We start from the raw sequence: 16,672 nt of genomic DNA, 5'->3' as shown, positions 1-16,672 counted from the left end.
TGAAAGGGAGGCCGCGACATGAGCTTCGTTCTCGGACGGCTCGGGCAGACCGTGCTCGTGCTCCTCGTCGCGGCCTTCGTCAGCTTCGCGCTGTTCCGTTATGTCGGCGATCCCGTCAACAACATGGTGGGGCAGAGCGCGAGCCTGGCCGACCGCGAGGCGATGCGGGCGGCGCTGGGGCTGGACGATGCCTTCATCCTCCAGTTCGCCCGCTTTGTCGGCCATGCGCTGACCGGCGATTTCGGCATGTCCTACCGTTTCGGCCAGCCGGTGGCGACGCTGATCGCCGAGCGCTTCCCGGCGACGCTGGAACTGGCGCTGATCTCCATGCTGATCGCCACCGGCCTCGGCGTGCCGCTGGGCGTGTGGACCGCGCTCCACCGCGACCATTGGGCGGCGCAGGCGCTGATGGCGGCCTCGCTGATCGGCGTCGCGCTGCCGACCTTCCTGATCGGTATCGCGCTGATCCTGTTCTTCTCGGTCTGGCTCGGCTGGCTGCCCTCCTTCGGGCGCGGGCAGGTGGTGGAGATCGGCGGCTGGACCACCGGGCTGCTCACCACAAGTGGCCTGCGCGCGCTGGTGCTGCCCGCCGTCACGCTGGGCGTGTTCCAGCTGGCGCTGATCCTGCGGCTGGCGCGGGCGGAGATGCTGGAGGTGATGCGTGCCGACTTCATCCGCTTCGCGAGGGCACGAGGGCTGAAGCCGCGCGCGATCCAGTACCGCCACGCGCTGCGCAACACGCTGGTGCCTGTCGTGACGATGATCGGGCTTCAGTTCGGCAATGTGTTCGCCTTCTCCATCATCGTCGAGACGGTGTTCCAGTGGCCCGGCCTCGGACTTCTGGTGATCCAGGCGATCCAGTTCGCCGATGTGCCGCTGCTTGCCGCCTATCTCGTACTCATCGCGCTGTGCTTCGCCGTGATCAATCTGGCGGTCGATCTCGCCTATGTCGCCATCGACCCGCGGGTGCGGTCCGGCGGCGGCGCGAGGAGGGCGGCATGAGCCTCCTCTCGATCGGCCGCAGCGTCGGCAACTGGTGGCAGGGCGATCTCGCCTATCGCTTCCGCCGGTCGCCGGTGGCGATCCTCGCCGCGCTGGTCGGCCTCGCTTTGCTGGTCGCGGCGATGGGCGCGCCTGTCCTGGCGCCGTATGACGCCTTCGACCCCGCCGCCGCCAATGCCGCCGACGCCCGCCTGCCGCCCGGCGTCGAGGGGATGTTCGGCGATGTCTATCTGCTCGGCACCGATCCGCAGGGCCGCGACATGCTGTCGGCCATGCTCTACGGGCTGCGCACCTCGCTGGTGGTGGGCCTCGCCAGCGTCGCCGCCGCCGCCCTTGCCGGCGTGCTGCTGGGGCTGATGGCCGGCTATTTCGGCGGGGTGCTCGACGCGTTCATCATGCGCGCGGCCGATGTGCAGCTGAGCTTTCCCGCCATCCTCATCGCCCTGCTGATCGACGGGGTGGCGCGCACCGCCATGCCGCAGGAGCTCCACGCCGAGCTGGCGGTGCCGATCCTCGTCGCCGCCATCGCCGCCTCGTTCTGGGTGCAATATGCCCGCACGGTGCGCGGCCTTGTGCTGGTGGAGCGCGGGCGGGACTATGTGCTGGCGGCCAAGGTGACCGGGGTAAGCACGCCGCGCATCCTGCTCACCCATATCCTGCCCAATGTGCTCGGCTCGGTGCTGGTGATCGCCACCATCAACCTCGCTCTGGCCATCCTTACCGAATCCACTCTGTCCTTCCTCGGCGTCGGCCTGCCCTCCACCCAGCCCTCGCTCGGCTCGCTGGTGCGGATCGGCAATGAGTTCGTGTTCTCCGGCGACTGGTGGATCAGCGCGCTTCCCGGCCTGCTGCTGGTGCTGCTGTCGCTGTCGGTGAACATTTTCGGCGACTGGCTGCGCGACGCGCTCAACCCGAAGCTCGCCTCATGAGCGCGCTTCTCTCGGTTCAGGGCCTCCGGGTCGAGATCGCCCGGCGCGGCCGGGCGATGACCGCGATCGACGACGTGTCGTTCGAGATCGCCGCCGGCGAGATTCTCGGCGTCGTCGGCGAATCCGGCGCCGGCAAGTCCGTTACCGGCACCGCCGTGCTCGGCCTGCTGGAGCGACCGGCCTATCAGGCCGGCGGGCGCATCCTGTTCGATGGGCGGCGGATCGACACGCTGGACGACGATGCGATGCGCACATTGCGCGGCAAGGAGATCGCCGCCGTCTTCCAGGACCCGCTGACCAGCCTCGACCCGCTGATGACCATTGGCGACCAGCTGATCGAGACCATCCGCACCCATCTGGACCTGACCCCGGCCGAGGCGGTGGAGCGCGCCGCGCGGCTGCTGGCCGAGGTCGGCATTCCCGCCCCGCGCGAACGGCTGGCGAGCTACCCGCATGAAATGTCCGGCGGCATGCGCCAGCGCGTGGTGCTGGCGCTCGCCTTCAGCTGCGAGCCGCGTCTCATCATCGCCGATGAGCCGACCACGGCGCTTGATGTGTCGATCCAGGCGCAGATTCTCGACCTGCTGCGCGCCATGTGCCGGGAGCGCGGCACCACGGTGATGCTGGTGACGCACGATATGGGGGTGATCGCCGAGGTCGCCGACCGGGTCGCTGTCATGTATGCCGGCCGGCTGGTCGAGCTCGGCCCGACGGCCGGCCTGCTCGGCGAGGCCGTCCATCCCTATACGCGCGGGCTGATGGCCTCGATCCCCGACATGCACCGGCGGGACGCGGAGCTGGCGCAGATTCCCGGCTCAATGCCACGCCCGGACGCGCCGGTGCCGGGCTGCGCCTTTCATCCCCGCTGCCCGCGCGCGCTGGTGCGCTGCGCCAGCGAACGCCCGCCGACCTTCGCGGTGGGCGCCTCGCAGGTCGCCTGCTGGCTGGCCGACCCAGTGGCGAGGAGCGCGGCATGAGCGGGCACAAGGACACGATCCTCTCCGTCGACCGGCTCACCGTGCGCTTCGACGCGTCGCCCTCGCTCATCAAGCGGATCGTCACCGGCGCCGGCCGGCGCACCGTGCATGCGGTGGAGGAGGTGGATTTTGAGGTGACGCGCGGCTCCACCTTCGCGCTGGTCGGTGAATCCGGATGCGGCAAGTCGACAATCGCCCGCACGATCGCCGGCATCCAGCCGCCGAGCGGTGGCAGCGTCTCCTTCATGGGCGTCGATATCGCCGGCTTCCGCACCCGCCACGCCGCCATGCCCTACCGCCGCAATCTGCAGATGATCTTCCAGGATCCCTATGCGAGCCTGAACCCGCGCTGGCGGGTCGGGCGCATCATTGCCGAGCCGATCCTCACCCATCGGCTGATGCAGCGTGGCTCGGCGCTCGACGCGCGGGTGGCGGAACTGCTGGAAACCGTCGGCCTTGCGCCCGGAGATGCCGCCAAGTTTCCGCACCAGTTCTCCGGCGGCCAGCGCCAGCGCATCTCCATCGCCCGGGCGCTGGCGGCGAACCCGGCCTTCATCGTCTGCGACGAGCCGACCTCGGCGCTCGATGTGTCGGTGCAGGCGCAGATTCTCAATTTGATGAAGCGCCTGCAGCGCGAACGTGGGCTGACCTATCTGCTGATCTCGCACAATCTCGCCGTCGTCGCCCACATGGCCGACGCCATGGGCGTGATGTATCTCGGCCGGCTGGTCGAGCAGGGCGATGCGGGCCAGATCCTCGCCCGGCCGCTGCACCCCTATACGCGGCTGCTGCTCGACACCGTGCCCGATCCGCGCGCGCCGAAACGCGACCGTGCACGTCTGTCCGGCGAGGTGCCGAGCCCGCTCGCCCCGCCGACGGGCTGCGCCTTCCACCCGCGCTGCCCGCTGGCCAATGCGCGCTGCGCCCGCGAGCGGCCGCTGCCGCTCCGCGTCGGGGCGGCGCTCGTCGCCTGCCATGCCGTGGAGGAGGGGCGGCTGCCATCCCGCCCGTCCGCCAATGAGAACTGCCTCGCCACATCGGGAGACGCCGCGTGAAGACCACGATTCTGAACTGCCACGCCCTTCTCGGCGAGGCTGCCACCCCGTCGCCAGGCCCGGTCGATATCGAGATCGACGGCCGCCTCATCACCGAGATCCGCCCCGCCGGCGCGCGCGAGCCGGCCGAGGGAGCGGTGATCGACGGGCGCGAATTGCTGATCGCGGCCGGCCTGATCAATGGCCATCATCACAGCCATGAGGGCTTCTACAAGGGCCGCAAGGACAATCTGCCGCTTGAGCTCTGGATGAACTATGTCCGGCCGCTGAAGCCGATCGAGCTGACCCCGCGCGACGTCTATCTGCGCACCATGATCGGGGCGATCGAGGCGGTGCGCAGCGGCACCACCACGCTGTGCGACGACACCAACCAGAGCCCGCGCATCCGCCCCGACCATGTCGAGCAGGTGTTCCAGGCCTATGAGGACATCGGCATCCGCGCCAATGTCGGCATCACCCTGTTCGACAAGCCATTCTTCCGCGCCGTGCCCTTTGTCGACGAGGAATTCCCCAAGGACCTGCTCGCCGAGTTCGACGGCACGCGCATGTATAGCGGCGCCGAGCTGCTCGACTTCGTGCGCGGGCTGGCACGCGACCACCATCCCTCGACCAACCGCGTCGCCTACATGGCCGCGCCCTCGGCGCCGCAGCGCTGCACGCAGGAGTTTCTGCTCGATGTGCGCCGCATGGCGGACGATTTCGACCTGCCGTTGATGATCCATGTGCAGGAGACGCGGATGCAGGTGGTGACGGGCCATCTGTTCTACGGCTCGACCATGATCGAATATCTGCACCGCATCGGCTTCATGAAGCCGAAGACCGCCTTCATCCACGGCATTTGGCTCAACCCGCGCGAGATCGAGCTGCTGGCGAAGACGGGCGTGTCGATCCAGCACAACCCGCCCTCCAATCTAAAGGTCGGCTCCGGCCTCGCACCGGTGCGCGAACTGCTGAAGGCCGGGGTGAATGTGAGTCTCGGCACCGATGGCTGCGGCTCGATCGAGGGCACCGACATGCAGAACGCGCTCTATCTCGCCGCGCTGCTGCAGAAGCTGCGCGGCGATTACACGGAGTGGGTCGGCGCCGAGGAGGCGTTCCATGCCGCCACCATGGGCGGGGCGCGGGCGCTGGGCCGCGGCAAGGAGCTGGGGGCGGTGGAGGCGGGGCGCGTCGCCGATCTCGTCGGCTACCGGCTCGACCGTATCCCCTTCACTCCGCTCAACAATGCGGTGAACCAGCTGGTCTATGCGGCGAGCCGGGCCGAGGTCGACCTCGTCATGGTCGATGGCGAGGTGATCGAGCGCGACGGCAAGCTCACGCGCATCGACGAGGCGGCGATCATCGACGAGATCCGCGAGGCGCACACACGCATCGCGCCGCAGCTCGCCGCCTCGGAGACCGATGTGGAGCGCATCTCCCCGCATTACGAGCGCATCTATCGGCGCTGCCAGTGCATGGAGATCGCCGCCGACACCTATCCCGCCCGCCTCAGCCACTGAGTGAGATCATGACCCGCCCCGCCGATTTCCACGCCCGCGCCATCGAGGTGCTGCACGACGCCAATGAGGCCGCCTGGCGCGAGAGCGACCCGGAAGAGGGCGTGCGCCACTTCACCAACGCCACGCGCGGGCTGCTCGGCGATCCCGACGCGGTGAACCAGCCCGGCGCGCTGAAGCCGGGCGAGACGCAGTTCGTCGTCTCCGCCTGCTTCTTCATCGCGCCGAGCCGCGACCACATGATCGTCTTTGCCGATAATTTCGGCCTCGGACGGGCCCGCATCTCCGTCACCGACAGCCGGCCCGGCCACACGGTGCAGACGAAGCAGGCGGCGGTGGTGCCGAACACCGATGTCGACCCGATCTTCCGGCAGATCATCAAGACCGGGCGGGTCGGCTGCTCGATCTATGTGCCTGTCATGTGGAAGGGCGAGGTGATCGGCATGTTCAACACCGCCTCGCAGGCCCGCTACATCTATGACGAGACCGACCTGCGGGTGCAGAAGCTGTTCGCCGCCTGCGCTGCCGCCGTCTGGATGGGGCTCGGCGGCCCGCAGCGTGTGGCCGAGGTGGCGGAGAGCCTCGGACCGTGGAGCGCCTGAGGCGCTCCACCAAGCAGGCCTTGCAGTCTCCGGGCCTTAGAAACCCATCGCGCAGCCATCCTTGCGCGGGTCGGAACCGGCCAGCAGGAAGCCGCTGGCGGGATCGCGCAGGATGATCTGCGCGCCGCCGAAGGGCTCGACGGCTGAGGTGACCTTGTGGCCGCGCGCCTCCAGCTCGGCCGGCAGGCTTTCGGGATAGGTGCGCTCGATCTCCAGCACGCCGTCATGGGCGAAGGAGCGCGGCGCATCCACCGCGTTCTGCAGGTCGAGCCCGCGATCCAACAGGCCCGAGAGCAGCGCCGCCTGGCCGGAGGCCTGGTACTGCCCGCCCATGACGCCGAACACGCCGACGGCTTCCCCGTCCTTGCGCAGCAGGCCGGGGATGATGGTGTGCATCGGCCGCTTGCCACCGGCGATGGCGTTGGGGTGGCCCTCGATCAGCCGGAACGAGGCGCCGCGCGAATGCAGCAGCACGCCGGTGGCCGGATCGATACGGGTCGAGCCATAGCCGTGGAACAGTGAGTTGATGAACGACACCATGTTGCCGTCGCGGTCGACGACGCTGATATAAACCGTGTCCTTGTGCTCCGGCTCGTCCCACAGCGCCGGCGGCAAAGCGCGGCCCATGTCGATCCGCGCGGCCAGGCGGCGGGCTGTCTCGCGCGAGAGCAGCTCTTCCACCGGCGCCGTCATCGCGGCGGGGTCGGCGAGCAGGGCGTCGCGGTTGTAATAGGCGAGCTTGCCGGCCTCGGCGTGGAGATGCACCCGGTCGGACAGCGACATTCCCTCGCCGAGGTCGAACTCGCGCAGGATGTTGAGGATCATCAGCGCCGCCAGGCCCTGCCCGTTGGGCGGGCATTCCTCCACCGTATAGCCCCGGTAGTCGCTGGAGATCGGCGTGGTGTAGAAGGCGCCGTTCGTCATCGCCGCGAAGTCGTCCAGCGTGTGCAGCCCGCCGAGGCTGTTGAGATAGCGCACCACGGACTGAGCGGTCTCGCCCTCATAGAAGGCCGCCGCGCCCCGGGCGGCGATGTCGCGCATGCGCTGGCCGAGCAGCGGCTGGGCGTGGCGGTCGCCGGCCAGCAGCGGCTTGCCGGCCTTCAGGAAGAAGGCGCTGGCGTTTTCGTCCTGCGCCAGCAGCGGCGCATCGTCGGCCCAGTCGAAGGCGACGCGCTGGGTGATGGGGTAGCCGTTCTCGGCATAGTCGATGGCGCGGGCGAACAGCCGGTCGAGCGGCAGGCTGGCATAGTCCGCGTGCAGCCGCGTCCAGGCGGAAATCGCCCCCGGCACGGTGACGGCATGCGGGCTGGTGCGGGGAATCTCGGTGGTGAGCCCGGCGGCCTTCAGCGCCTCGACGCTGGCGGCCATCGGCGCGCGGCCGCTGCCGTTCAGCGCCACGGTCGGCTGACCCTTGGGCGCGTAGAGCACGAAGCAGTCGCCGCCAATGCCGGTCATTGCCGGCTCGACCACGCATTGCGCCGCCACCGCCGCCAGCGCCGCGTCCATCGCGTTGCCGCCGGCCTGCAGCACCTCCAGCCCGGCCGCCGTTGCCAGCGGGTGCGAGGTGGCGATCGCCGCATCGCGGGCGAACAGGGTCGGGCGGGCCGGGCCGAAGAAGTCGGTGCGTTGGGTCGTGATCACGGGAGGCGTTCCTGCTCACCTGTTGGACGGTCGAAGCCATACAGCTCCGCCGCATTGTCTGTCATGATTTTCGCCGCAATGGGATCGCTGCCGCAGAGCGCGCGGAACAGGTCGACCAGCGCTGCGTCGTCCGGCGGGTTGCCGGGCTTGGACGGGTGCGGCCAGTTGGTGGCGAACAGGCAGCGCTCCGGGGCATGGGCGATCAGTGCGCGGGCCAGCGCCGCGACATCGGCGTAATCGGGCGGACCGCTGCGCGAGGTCTCGTAGACGCCCGACGTTTTCACAAAAGTGCGCCCGCCGTCCAGCAGGCGTTGCAGCGCCCGGAAGCCGGCATGGTCGAGCCCGACCGGCTCCAGGAATTTGCCATTGTGGTCGATCACCAGCCGGCCCGGCAGGCGCGACAGGCGATCGGCTTCGTCGTGCAGCAGGCGGCCATCCATCTGCATCTGCACATGCCAGCCATAGGCGGCGGTCTTGGCGGCGAGCCTCTCCAGATCGCCCCAGCCCAGCGCGCCGCCGCCGATCATGAAGAAGCGGATGCCGAGTATGCCGAGGCCGGTCAGCCGCTCCAGCTCCTGTTCGCTCACCTCAGGCGGCACCACCGCGACGCCGCGCGCATCGTCGCCCAGCACCGCCATGGCGTCGAGCGTGGCGCGGTTGTCGAAGCCATAGACCGAGGGCTGCACAACCACAGCGCGCGTGAGGCCGAGCATGGCACGGACCTTCAGATAGGCCGCGATGTCGCCGCCCGCGACGGGGGGGAAAGGCGAGGCGGGCGCCGGCGGATAGATCTCCGCCGGGCCATAGATGTGCATGTGGCAGTCGCACGCGCCCGGAGGCGGCGTGAACGCCGGCGCCCGTACCGGGACAAGCGCGCTCATCGCGACAGCCAGTTGGGAATGCGATGCGGGTTCCTGGCATGGATCGGCAACCGCCCCTCCAGCATCGCCTTCACCTGCTCCACCGTTTCCATCGCCTGGAACTCCGACGGCTCGATCATCAGCGCCGCCGAATGCGGGGTGGCGACGACGTTGGGCAGGCGGGCGAGCCGCAGCGAGGGCTGCTGGTCCGGCCCGTCGCCGACATCAAGCCCGGCCCCGGCGATGGTGCCTGATGTGAGCGCCGCCTCCAGCGCATCCTCGTCGACCAGTATGCCGCGCGAAACGTTGATGAAGAAAGCACCGCGGCGCATCCGGGCGAAGGCGCCCGCATTCATCATCCGCTCGGTTTCCGGCGTCGCATAGGCGGCGCAGACCACGAAATCGGGCTTGGCTAGCACCTCGTCCAGCCCCACGGGGATGACGGCGCCATTGTCGAAGCGCGCATAGGGGTCATGCACCGTCACCTTCATCTTGAAGGCCAAAGCCAGCTCGACGATGCGCCGGCCAATCGAGCCATAGCCGATGACGCCGACATGGGCGCCGGCCAGCTGCCGGCCGAACACCATCGCATGCGAGGCGTCGCCGGCATGGTAGCGCTCGGCATCCCGCGTGATGTTGCGGGCGAGGTCGAGCATGAGGGCGAGGGCGTGCTCGGCCACCGCGTCGGCATAGCCGGAGGAGCAGTTGCAGACGAGGATGCCGGCCTCGGAGGCGGCGTCGACGTCGATATTGCGCATGTCGACGGCGCAGCGGGTGAACAGCTTCACATCCTTCAGCCGCTGCATCACCTCGCGCGGGCCGGCTGCGAGGCGGTCGGAGATGACCACCTCGCAGCCCTCCGCTGCCTTCACGAGGGTGTCTCCCGACAGGGGCTCATTACTGTCGTTCATCACCAGCTCGATCGGCAGTGCCTTCAGGGCGTCGACGGCCCTGTAGCCGTAGAAATGCTTGAGCAGGTCGCGGTTATGGGTGAGCAGCACACGCATAGGTTTCACTCGGTTCCCTCAGCCATGCCGGCGACGATGTCGGCGGGCAGCTGCGCCATCACCCAGCGGTTCATCGCCAGCACCATGTCGTCGCGCCAGGAGAGCGGGCCGGGGCGGGCGAGGCAGGAGGAGAGGCCGATCTGCTGCTTCTGCAGGATGTCGACATCCTCCATCGCCACCGCTTCCCAGCGCTTGTAATAGGGCGCCGCGCGCTCCTCGAAATCGGGCAGCTCGGTATAGGCCTTGGGGAAGCAGCCGCCGACGGAGAGCACGGAGCGGTCGACCGCGATCGGCCGCACCGCCAGCCACCACATGCAGTCCTGTGCGTAGACGAACTGCACGGTCGGCTCGATGACGGTGAAGAACGTGCCCTTGCGCGCCTGCTCGGACAGGCCCTCGATCGGCGGGAAGGGCGGCTCCTGGCCGAGCACGGCGATGGAGCGGTTGGCCTGCACCTGGATGACGTGCCAATTGCCCTGGGTGGGGAAGCTGACCGAGCGCTGGGCGCCGACGGTGGCGGCGTGGACGATGCCGGTGTGGTAGGTCTCCATGGCGTTTTCGAGCAGGAGCTTCCAGTTGCACCTCGTCTCGATCTCCATGTGCCAGGTCTTGACCATCTCGCCGAGCTTATGGCTGCCGACCAGCTCCGGCATGTTGCCGAGATGGGCCATCAGGCCGGGGGCATTGTCGTCATAGTTGAGGAAGACCGAGCCTTCCCACACTTCCATGCGGATGGGGATGAGGCCGTGCGGCGGCTTCTCGAATTTCGGCACTTCGCGCATGCCGGGCGCGCCGGCCAGCGTGCCGTCGAGCCGGTAGTTCCAGGCGTGGTAGGGGCAGGTGAGGTTCCTGGCGTTGCCGCAGCCTTCCATGAGGATGGAGGCGCGGTGGCGGCACACATTGGCGAAGGCGCGCAGCACGCCGTCCTCGCCGCGTACCAGCAGCGCCGGGCCGCCGACGCTGTCGAGCGCCTTGAAGTCGCCGGGGTTCGCCACCTCGTCCACCCGGCCGGCGAAGAACCAGCTCTTCATGTGGATGTGCGCCATCTCGGCCTTGAACACGGCGGGGTCGGTGTAGAAGCGGGTCGGCGCGCTCTTGGCATCGCCGAGCGGCGGCTCGGACCAGACATAGGGTTCGGGAACCAGCGTCGTTTCCAGGCTCATGACGGCCTCCGTTCAGCGATGCCCGGCATTCAGGCGGTGTTCCGCCTGGCCGAGCTGGACGAGATGAAGGGCGATGACGGCGACATGGCCGGCCAGCATGGCCGACATGCCCTGCACGTCATGGGGCGGGCTCAGCGTGTTGATGTCGACACCGACCAGATCCAGCCCCTTCAGCCCGTGCAGGAGATCGAACACCTCCGCCACCGGCGGCCCGCCCCAGGTGGGGGTGGCGACACCCGGCGCGGCGGAGGGGTCGAAATAATCCATGTCGAAGGACAGGTGAACGGGGCGCGTGCCGACCACCTCGCGCACCTCGGCGGCGATCGCCTCCGGCCCACGCTTGCGCACGTCCTCGCCGGGGATCAGCCGGTAGCCGAGCGCGCGCGTGTGGTCATAGGCGCCGCCGACCAGCATGGTGCCGCGCGCGCCGATGTGGAAGGAACGCTTGGTGTCGACCAGCCCTTCCTGCGCCGCCAGGGTGAAGGTGGTGCCGGTGTTGAGCTCCTCGCCGGGATAGGCGTCGGTATGGGCGTCGATATGGATCAGCACCAGCTCGGGATAACGCTTTGCCAGTGCTCGCAGAACCGGCAATGTCACCGTGCCGTCGCCGCCGACGCAGAGCGGCACCGCGTCCGCCGTCACCACCTCTTGCACCACGGCTTCCATCGCCGCCATGGACGGGCCGATATCGGAGGCGACGACATCGACATCGCCGAGATCCACCACCCGCCCGCCTTCGCGCGGGTCGCTATCCGCCAGTGGGGGATAGAACGGGCGCACCTCGCTCGACATGGCGCGGAACGAGGCCGGCCCCTGGCGCGAGCCGATGCGGGTGGCGTTGGTGCCGCAATCGAAGGGCAGGCCGATGACGGCGATCTGCCCGGCGCTGGCGGACGTCGCCTGTGGCACGCCGAGAAAGGTTCCGAGCCGCATCCGGGGCGCAGCGCCAGGGTATTCCGTCATGAATCGGCTCCAAGATAGAAAGACTTCACGCGCTCCGGATCAATATTCGCGCCGCTATCCTCATGGACGATACGGCCCAGGCGCATGATGTAGACATGGTCGGACAGGCGCATCGCCTCGACCGCGTTCTGCTCGACCAGAAGAACCGTCATCCCCTGCTTGCGGATTTCCAGCACGGTGTCGAGGATCAGGTCGATCATCTGCGGGGCGAGGCCCATGGTGGGCTCGTCCATGATGAGCAAAGACGGGCGCGACATCAGCCCGCGCGCGATCGCCAGCATCTGCTGCTCGCCGCCGGACAGGGTGCCGGCCAGCTGTGCCATGCGCTCGCCGAGGCGCGGGAACAGCGCCACCATCCGATCGAGATCGCTTGCGATATCAACGGCATCGCCGCGCGCATAGGCGCCGAGCACCAGATTCTCGCGCACGCTCATGCCGGCGAAGACGCGGCGGCGCTCCGGCACATGGGCGATGCCGCGCGCCACCCGCAGCTCCGGCGCCAGCGCGGTAATGTCTTCTCCGGCAAAGCGAATTCGCCCGGAGGCGAGCGGCAGCAGGCCGGACAGCGCCATCAGCGTCGTGGTCTTGCCGGCGCCGTTGGAGCCGACCAGCGACACGATCCGGCCGGGCTCCACGGCGAGGTCGATCCCGTCGACGGCGCGGATGCGGCCATAGGAAACCGCCAGTCCCGCAACCTGAAGTAGGGGTTCGGTGGGGTGCAGTGTTGGTTCGATGGGGTGGACGATCGGTGCGATGGGGCTCATCTGGATCACCTCGCCCGGCCGAGATAGGCGGCCTGCACCGCCGGGTCGGCCAGCACCTCTTCCGGCGGGCCGTCGGCCAGCTTGCGGCCGTATTCCAGTACCGTGAGGTGGTCGCACAGCCGGCGCACCACCTGCATGTCGTGCTCGATCAGCAGCACGGCGATGCCCTGCGCCCGCACTTGCCGGACCAGATCGGCGATCTCGGCCTTCTCCACCGCGTTCATCCCGGCCAGCGGCTCGTCGAGCAGCAGCAGCTTGGGCGAGGAGATCAGCGCGCGGGCGATCTCGACCCGGCGCTGGTGGCCGTAGGACAGGGTGGTGGCGACGCGGTCGGCCACCTCTGCCCCCAGCCCGACAAAGGCGAGCAGCTCATAGGCGCGGGCGATCATCGCCGCTTCCGCATCGCGCGCGGCGCGCCGGCCGAAGACGAGGGAGAGCGCATTGGCGGAAAAGCGCTGATGGGCGCCGACCAGCACGCTCTCCAGCACCGTCATGGCGCCGAACAGGCGGATGTTCTGGAAGGTGCGGGCAAGGCCCCGCCGGGCGAAACCGTTGACCCCGATCCCGCCGATCTCCGCGCCGTCGAAGACGAGTTCGCCCTCGGTGGGGCGGACAAAGCCGGTCAGCACGTTCAGCACCGTGGTCTTGCCGGCGCCATTGGGGCCGATCAGCCCGTGAATGGCGTTGCGGCCAATGGCCATGTCGAGATTGCCGACCGCCTCCAGCCCGCCAAAGCGCACGGTGATGGCGCGGGCTTGCAGCAGCGGCGTGGGGGAGGGCGCTCTCATGCGACCTCCTTCACGCGCCGGGCGCCGGGCCGGGCGCCCGGCATGGTGAGAGCGACGCGGGCGCTGGCGGCCAGCCCCTGCGGGCGGAACACCATCAGCACGATCAGCACCACGCCGAGCAGGGCGAAGCGGGTTTCGGGATAGGCCTGCACGAAGGGCAGGTCGAGCGCCAGCTGCAGGAACACGATCCAGATCAGCGCGCCGACAAAGGGGCCGACAAAGGTGCCGAGCCCGCCGAGCACCACCAGCATCAGGAGCAGGATGTTCTCGAACAGCGAGAAGTTCAGCGGGCTGATATATTGCTGGCTATGGGCGTAGAACACGCCGACGAAGCCGCCGACAAAGCCGCTCGCGGCATAGGCGTAGAGCTTGTAGCGGGCGGTGGGCACGCCCATCGCCTCCGCCGCCTCCTCATCCTCGCGGATCGCCACCCAGGCGCGCCCGACATAGGAGCGCACCAGCCGGGCGATGGCGAACACGACAAGCACCGCCAGCGCCAGCGCGAAGAAGAACTGCGCGCGCGGCGAGCCGAGCGCGATGCCGAACAGGTTCGGCGCCGGAATGCCGCGAATGCCCATCGGCCCGTTGGTCAGGTCCATCCAGTTGATGGCGACCACGCGCACGATCTCGCCGAAGCCGAGCGTCATGATGGCGAGATAGTCGCCGCGCAGCCGCAACGTCGGGGTGCCGAGCAGCACGGCGAAGCCGGCGGCGAGCAGGCCGGCCAGTGGCAGGTTGAGATAAAGCAGCCACCAGATATCGGCCGGGGCGACGCCGAACTGGTCCTTCAGCACCAGCACGAACAGGATCGAGGTGAGGTAGGACCCCACCGCCCAGAAGGCGACGAAGCCGAGATCCAGCAGGCCGGCAAAGCCGACGATGACATTGAGCCCGCTCGCCAGCATGCCGTAGATCACCACCATGGTGAGGATGCGCAGCCAGTAGTCGGACGGCACCAGCGCCCCGACCAGGATGGCGAGCGCCAGCAAAGCGAGGGCCGCGCGCGGGCCGCCAGCGGCGGCGCGGGCCAGCGCCCCGTCCACCTTCGCGAACGAGGTGCGCAACCACGCCGCTCCAAATTCCGAGGCGCCGCCCAGCAGGCTGCCGCGCCCGGCGGAATTCAGCTCCGGCTTGCCCAGCAGGCCCTGCGGGCGCAGATACAGCAGCCCGACCAGCAGCACGAAGCTGATCGCGTCCTTCCAGGCGGTGCCGTTGGGCAGATAGCCGGACCCCAGCGCCTCGACGAGGCCGAGGATCAGCCCGCCCAGCGCCGCGCCGGGAATCGAGCCGATGCCGCCGAGCACGGCGGCGGTGAGCGCCTTCAGCCCGGGCAGGAAGCCCATGCTGGAATGGGCGAAGCCATAGGTCTGGGCGTAGAGCAGCCCGGCCAGCGCGGCAAAGCCCGAGCCGATGGCGAAGGCGGCGGCCACCACCCGGTTGACCGGGATGCCGACCAGCGTCGCCGCCATCTGGTCCTCGGCGCTCGCCCGCATCGCCCGGCCGAGCGAGGAGCGGGCGATGAAGGCGGAAAGCCCGAGCATGGCGGCCAGCGCGGTCGCCATGACCACGAGGTCCATCACCGAGAGATAGATCGAATCGAACAGCACCACCGGGGGCAGGGTGGCGAGGTAGAATTCGGGGAAGCGCAGCTCCTCCGCGCCCCAGATGGTCTGGGCGAGGCTTTGCAGCACCACCGAGACGGCGATGGAGGTGATGAGCGGGGCAAGGCGCGGGGCGTTGCGCAGCGGGCGATAGGCGATGCGGTCGACCAGCACGCCGAGCGCGGCGGTGAGGGTGATGGCGCCCATCGCCGCGACCGGCAGCGAGAAACCCGGCATCGGCACGATGGTGCCGAGCAGGCGCACCTCGGGCAGCATCAGCGACGCGGTGAGGAAGGCGCCGAGCATGAACAGTTCGCCAAAGGCGAAGTTCACCAGGCGCACCACGCCGTACACCAGGGTGAACGCCACGGCGGCGAGGGCGTAGATCGCCCCGAGCACCAGTCCGTTCGCCAGCAGCTGTCCGAGATAGTCCATCGCGTGCCTGCGTTGCCTTTCGGGGCTTCCCGTTCGAGGCCAGCGCGGTCGCGAACGGGGGTGGTTCTGCGCGGAGCGGGGCTTCCCTCTCCCCGGTGGGGAGAGGTGGCCCGCGTCAGCGGGTCGGTGAGGGGGCGGGTCGGTAGCCGGGCTGTCCCCTCACCCCAGCCCTCTCCCCGACGGGGAGAGGGAGACGTTCGGCCTCACGGCTGCTTGGGGGCGAGGCCGAAGGTGCCGTCCTTCACTTCGAGGAAATACAGCGCGCCGGCGCGGTCGCCCGAGGCGTCGAAGGTGGTGGGGCCGGTGACGCCGGGCACGTCTTTCAGCTTGCCGAAGGCGGTGTTCAGGCTCTCGCGGGTGACGGGGCCGTCCTTGGCCGCGAGTTCCACCGCCGCGCCGAGCGCCATGCCGGCATCATAGCCCAGCGCCGCCCAGGCGCTCGGGTCTTCCTTGAAGGTCGCCTTGTAGGCGGTGAGGAAACCCTCCGTCGCCGGGGTGGCCACCGCCGGATCGAACATGCCGTAGACGATCATGCCTTCCACCGCGCCGCGGCCGAGCTTCATCAGCTCGACATTGAGCGCGCCGTCGGTGGAGAGAAGCTGCGCCTTGATGCCGAGGGCGCGGGCCTGCTCGGCGATCTTCGCCGCTTCGGTGTAGAAGCCGCCGATGAAGATGGCGTCGGGCTTGGCGGCGCGCACCTTGGTCAGCAGGGTGCGGAAATCCTTCGAGCCGAGCAGGTAGGATTCGGTGCCGACGATGGTGGCGCCGTCCTTTTCGGCCGCCTCGGAGAACGCCTTGGCGACGCCGATGCCGTAATCATCCTGCTGGTTCAGCACATAGATCTGCTTCAGCCCCAGCGTCTTGGCGGCATAGTCGCCCATCATCGCGCCCTGCACCGCGTCGGTGAGCACGTTGCGGCGGAAATAGGGGCTGACATTGGACAGCGCCGGGCTGGTGACGGCGGAGGCCAGGACGGGGAGCTTGCACTCGTTGAACACCGGGATGGCGGCGAGCGCGATGGAGGAGAAGGAATAGCCCATCACCACGTCGACATTCTTGTCGGAGCAGAAGCGCTGGGCGATCAGCACACCCTCGCGGGCCTCGCCGCGATCATCCACCGCGTCGATCTTGTAAGTGTTGCCGCCCTTCTTGTTCAGCGCCTCCACCGCGAGGTCGAGGCCCTTGCGCATGTTGAGGCCGAAGGCGGCGAAGTCGCCGGAGAGCGCGGCGGTGAAGCCGATGGTGATCTCCTCCGCCCGCGCCATGCCGGGGGAGGCGAGAAGGCCGATGCCGAGCATGGCAGCAGCAATGCGAGTGATCGTCATGCGTGTTCTCCTCTGGAAGAGACGGTGCGTTCGGCACGCTGCGGAAGGTCCCGGCCTTCTGGCC

15 protein-coding genes are annotated in these 16,672 nt (G+C 68.9%); 6 read left to right on the top strand and 9 right to left on the bottom strand.

What is annotated here, in order from left to right; all coding sequences use genetic code 11:
- Nucleotides 1-18: 18 nt before the first annotated feature.
- From BLO63_RS08795 to BLO63_RS08770, 6 genes are read left to right on the top strand one after another with little or no spacing between them, the layout of a single operon-like run.
- Entirely contained in the window at nucleotides 19-1,002 is a 984-nt protein-coding gene (locus BLO63_RS08795) for an ABC transporter permease (protein WP_091439222.1), read from the top strand.
- Nucleotides 999-1,931 (top strand): ABC transporter permease, encoded by a 933-nt coding sequence (locus BLO63_RS08790; protein WP_091439220.1) that lies wholly within the window; start codon nucleotides 999-1,001, stop codon nucleotides 1,929-1,931. The genes BLO63_RS08795 and BLO63_RS08790 overlap by 4 nt, the downstream gene beginning before the upstream one ends.
- Nucleotides 1,928-2,908 (top strand): ABC transporter ATP-binding protein, encoded by a 981-nt coding sequence (locus tag BLO63_RS08785; RefSeq protein ID WP_091439217.1) that lies wholly within the window; start codon nucleotides 1,928-1,930, stop codon nucleotides 2,906-2,908. The genes BLO63_RS08790 and BLO63_RS08785 overlap by 4 nt, the downstream gene beginning before the upstream one ends.
- Nucleotides 2,905-3,963, top strand: coding sequence for an ABC transporter ATP-binding protein (locus BLO63_RS08780; protein ID WP_091439215.1), 1,059 nt, complete (start codon nucleotides 2,905-2,907; stop codon nucleotides 3,961-3,963). The genes BLO63_RS08785 and BLO63_RS08780 overlap by 4 nt, the downstream gene beginning before the upstream one ends.
- The gene (locus BLO63_RS08775) at nucleotides 3,960-5,462 is read left to right on the top strand and encodes an amidohydrolase family protein (RefSeq protein ID WP_091439213.1); all 1,503 of its coding nucleotides are present in this window, start codon (nucleotides 3,960-3,962) and stop codon (nucleotides 5,460-5,462) included. The genes BLO63_RS08780 and BLO63_RS08775 overlap by 4 nt, the downstream gene beginning before the upstream one ends.
- Before the next feature lie 8 nt (nucleotides 5,463-5,470).
- Nucleotides 5,471-6,061 (top strand): GAF domain-containing protein, encoded by a 591-nt coding sequence (locus BLO63_RS08770; protein WP_091439210.1) that lies wholly within the window; start codon nucleotides 5,471-5,473, stop codon nucleotides 6,059-6,061.
- Between the two features lie 36 nt (nucleotides 6,062-6,097).
- On the opposite strand, the gene BLO63_RS08765 is transcribed toward BLO63_RS08770, so the two are convergent.
- The 9 genes from BLO63_RS08765 to BLO63_RS08725 form a co-directional block, all read right to left on the bottom strand.
- Complete coding sequence (locus BLO63_RS08765; protein ID WP_091439208.1) at nucleotides 6,098-7,702, bottom strand: gamma-glutamyltransferase family protein; 1,605 nt, start codon at nucleotides 7,700-7,702, stop codon at nucleotides 6,098-6,100.
- On the bottom strand, nucleotides 7,699-8,583 hold the full coding sequence (locus BLO63_RS08760) for an amidohydrolase family protein (protein WP_091439205.1): 885 nt from the start codon (nucleotides 8,581-8,583) through the stop codon (nucleotides 7,699-7,701). Before BLO63_RS08760 ends, BLO63_RS08765 begins: the two co-directional genes overlap by 4 nt.
- Entirely contained in the window at nucleotides 8,580-9,569 is a 990-nt protein-coding gene (locus BLO63_RS08755) for an NAD(P)-dependent oxidoreductase (RefSeq protein ID WP_244517813.1), read from the bottom strand. Before BLO63_RS08755 ends, BLO63_RS08760 begins: the two co-directional genes overlap by 4 nt.
- A 5-nt stretch (nucleotides 9,570-9,574) precedes the next feature.
- The gene (locus BLO63_RS08750; RefSeq protein WP_091439201.1) at nucleotides 9,575-10,732 is read right to left on the bottom strand and encodes an aromatic ring-hydroxylating oxygenase subunit alpha; all 1,158 of its coding nucleotides are present in this window, start codon (nucleotides 10,730-10,732) and stop codon (nucleotides 9,575-9,577) included.
- Nucleotides 10,733-10,744: 12 nt separating this feature from the next.
- Entirely contained in the window at nucleotides 10,745-11,695 is a 951-nt protein-coding gene (locus BLO63_RS08745) for an arginase family protein (protein WP_244517770.1), read from the bottom strand.
- The gene (locus tag BLO63_RS08740) at nucleotides 11,692-12,459 is read right to left on the bottom strand and encodes an ABC transporter ATP-binding protein (protein WP_162841795.1); all 768 of its coding nucleotides are present in this window, start codon (nucleotides 12,457-12,459) and stop codon (nucleotides 11,692-11,694) included. The genes BLO63_RS08745 and BLO63_RS08740 overlap by 4 nt, the downstream gene beginning before the upstream one ends.
- 5 nt (nucleotides 12,460-12,464) lie before the next feature.
- Complete coding sequence (locus BLO63_RS08735; protein WP_091439196.1) at nucleotides 12,465-13,247, bottom strand: ABC transporter ATP-binding protein; 783 nt, start codon at nucleotides 13,245-13,247, stop codon at nucleotides 12,465-12,467.
- A complete protein-coding gene (locus tag BLO63_RS08730) occupies nucleotides 13,244-15,283 on the bottom strand; it encodes an ABC transporter permease (RefSeq protein WP_091439194.1) in 2,040 nt (679 codons plus the stop codon). Before BLO63_RS08730 ends, BLO63_RS08735 begins: the two co-directional genes overlap by 4 nt.
- A gap of 203 nt (nucleotides 15,284-15,486) precedes the next feature.
- Complete coding sequence (locus BLO63_RS08725) at nucleotides 15,487-16,608, bottom strand: ABC transporter substrate-binding protein (protein ID WP_091439191.1); 1,122 nt, start codon at nucleotides 16,606-16,608, stop codon at nucleotides 15,487-15,489.
- Nucleotides 16,609-16,672: the final 64 nt, after the last annotated feature.

This window comes from Ancylobacter rudongensis (assembly GCF_900100155.1).
Taxonomy (GTDB): domain Bacteria; phylum Pseudomonadota; class Alphaproteobacteria; order Rhizobiales; family Xanthobacteraceae; genus Ancylobacter; species Ancylobacter rudongensis.
Note: the sequence above shows the minus strand (reverse complement) of the source record. Positions and strands in the feature narration are given on the sequence as shown.

What these genes read in the sequence shown, in the direction of transcription:
- BLO63_RS08725 (WP_091439191.1), bottom strand. Translation starts at nt 16,608, where the DNA reads ATGACGATCACTCGCATTGCTGCTGCCATGCTCGGCATCGGCCTTCTC.
- BLO63_RS08755 (WP_244517813.1), bottom strand. Translation starts at nt 9,569, where the DNA reads ATGCGTGTGCTGCTCACCCATAACCGCGACCTGCTCAAGCATTTCTAC.
- BLO63_RS08780 (WP_091439215.1), top strand. Translation starts at nt 2,905, where the DNA reads ATGAGCGGGCACAAGGACACGATCCTCTCCGTCGACCGGCTCACCGTG.
- BLO63_RS08740 (WP_162841795.1), bottom strand. Translation starts at nt 12,459, where the DNA reads ATGAGCCCCATCGCACCGATCGTCCACCCCATCGAACCAACACTGCAC.
- BLO63_RS08750 (WP_091439201.1), bottom strand. Translation starts at nt 10,732, where the DNA reads ATGAGCCTGGAAACGACGCTGGTTCCCGAACCCTATGTCTGGTCCGAG.
- BLO63_RS08790 (WP_091439220.1), top strand. Translation starts at nt 999, where the DNA reads ATGAGCCTCCTCTCGATCGGCCGCAGCGTCGGCAACTGGTGGCAGGGC.
- BLO63_RS08730 (WP_091439194.1), bottom strand. Translation starts at nt 15,283, where the DNA reads ATGGACTATCTCGGACAGCTGCTGGCGAACGGACTGGTGCTCGGGGCG.
- BLO63_RS08785 (WP_091439217.1), top strand. Translation starts at nt 1,928, where the DNA reads ATGAGCGCGCTTCTCTCGGTTCAGGGCCTCCGGGTCGAGATCGCCCGG.
- BLO63_RS08770 (WP_091439210.1), top strand. Translation starts at nt 5,471, where the DNA reads ATGACCCGCCCCGCCGATTTCCACGCCCGCGCCATCGAGGTGCTGCAC.
- BLO63_RS08735 (WP_091439196.1), bottom strand. Translation starts at nt 13,247, where the DNA reads ATGAGAGCGCCCTCCCCCACGCCGCTGCTGCAAGCCCGCGCCATCACC.
- BLO63_RS08760 (WP_091439205.1), bottom strand. Translation starts at nt 8,583, where the DNA reads ATGAGCGCGCTTGTCCCGGTACGGGCGCCGGCGTTCACGCCGCCTCCG.
- BLO63_RS08745 (WP_244517770.1), bottom strand. Translation starts at nt 11,695, where the DNA reads ATGACGGAATACCCTGGCGCTGCGCCCCGGATGCGGCTCGGAACCTTT.
- BLO63_RS08795 (WP_091439222.1), top strand. Translation starts at nt 19, where the DNA reads ATGAGCTTCGTTCTCGGACGGCTCGGGCAGACCGTGCTCGTGCTCCTC.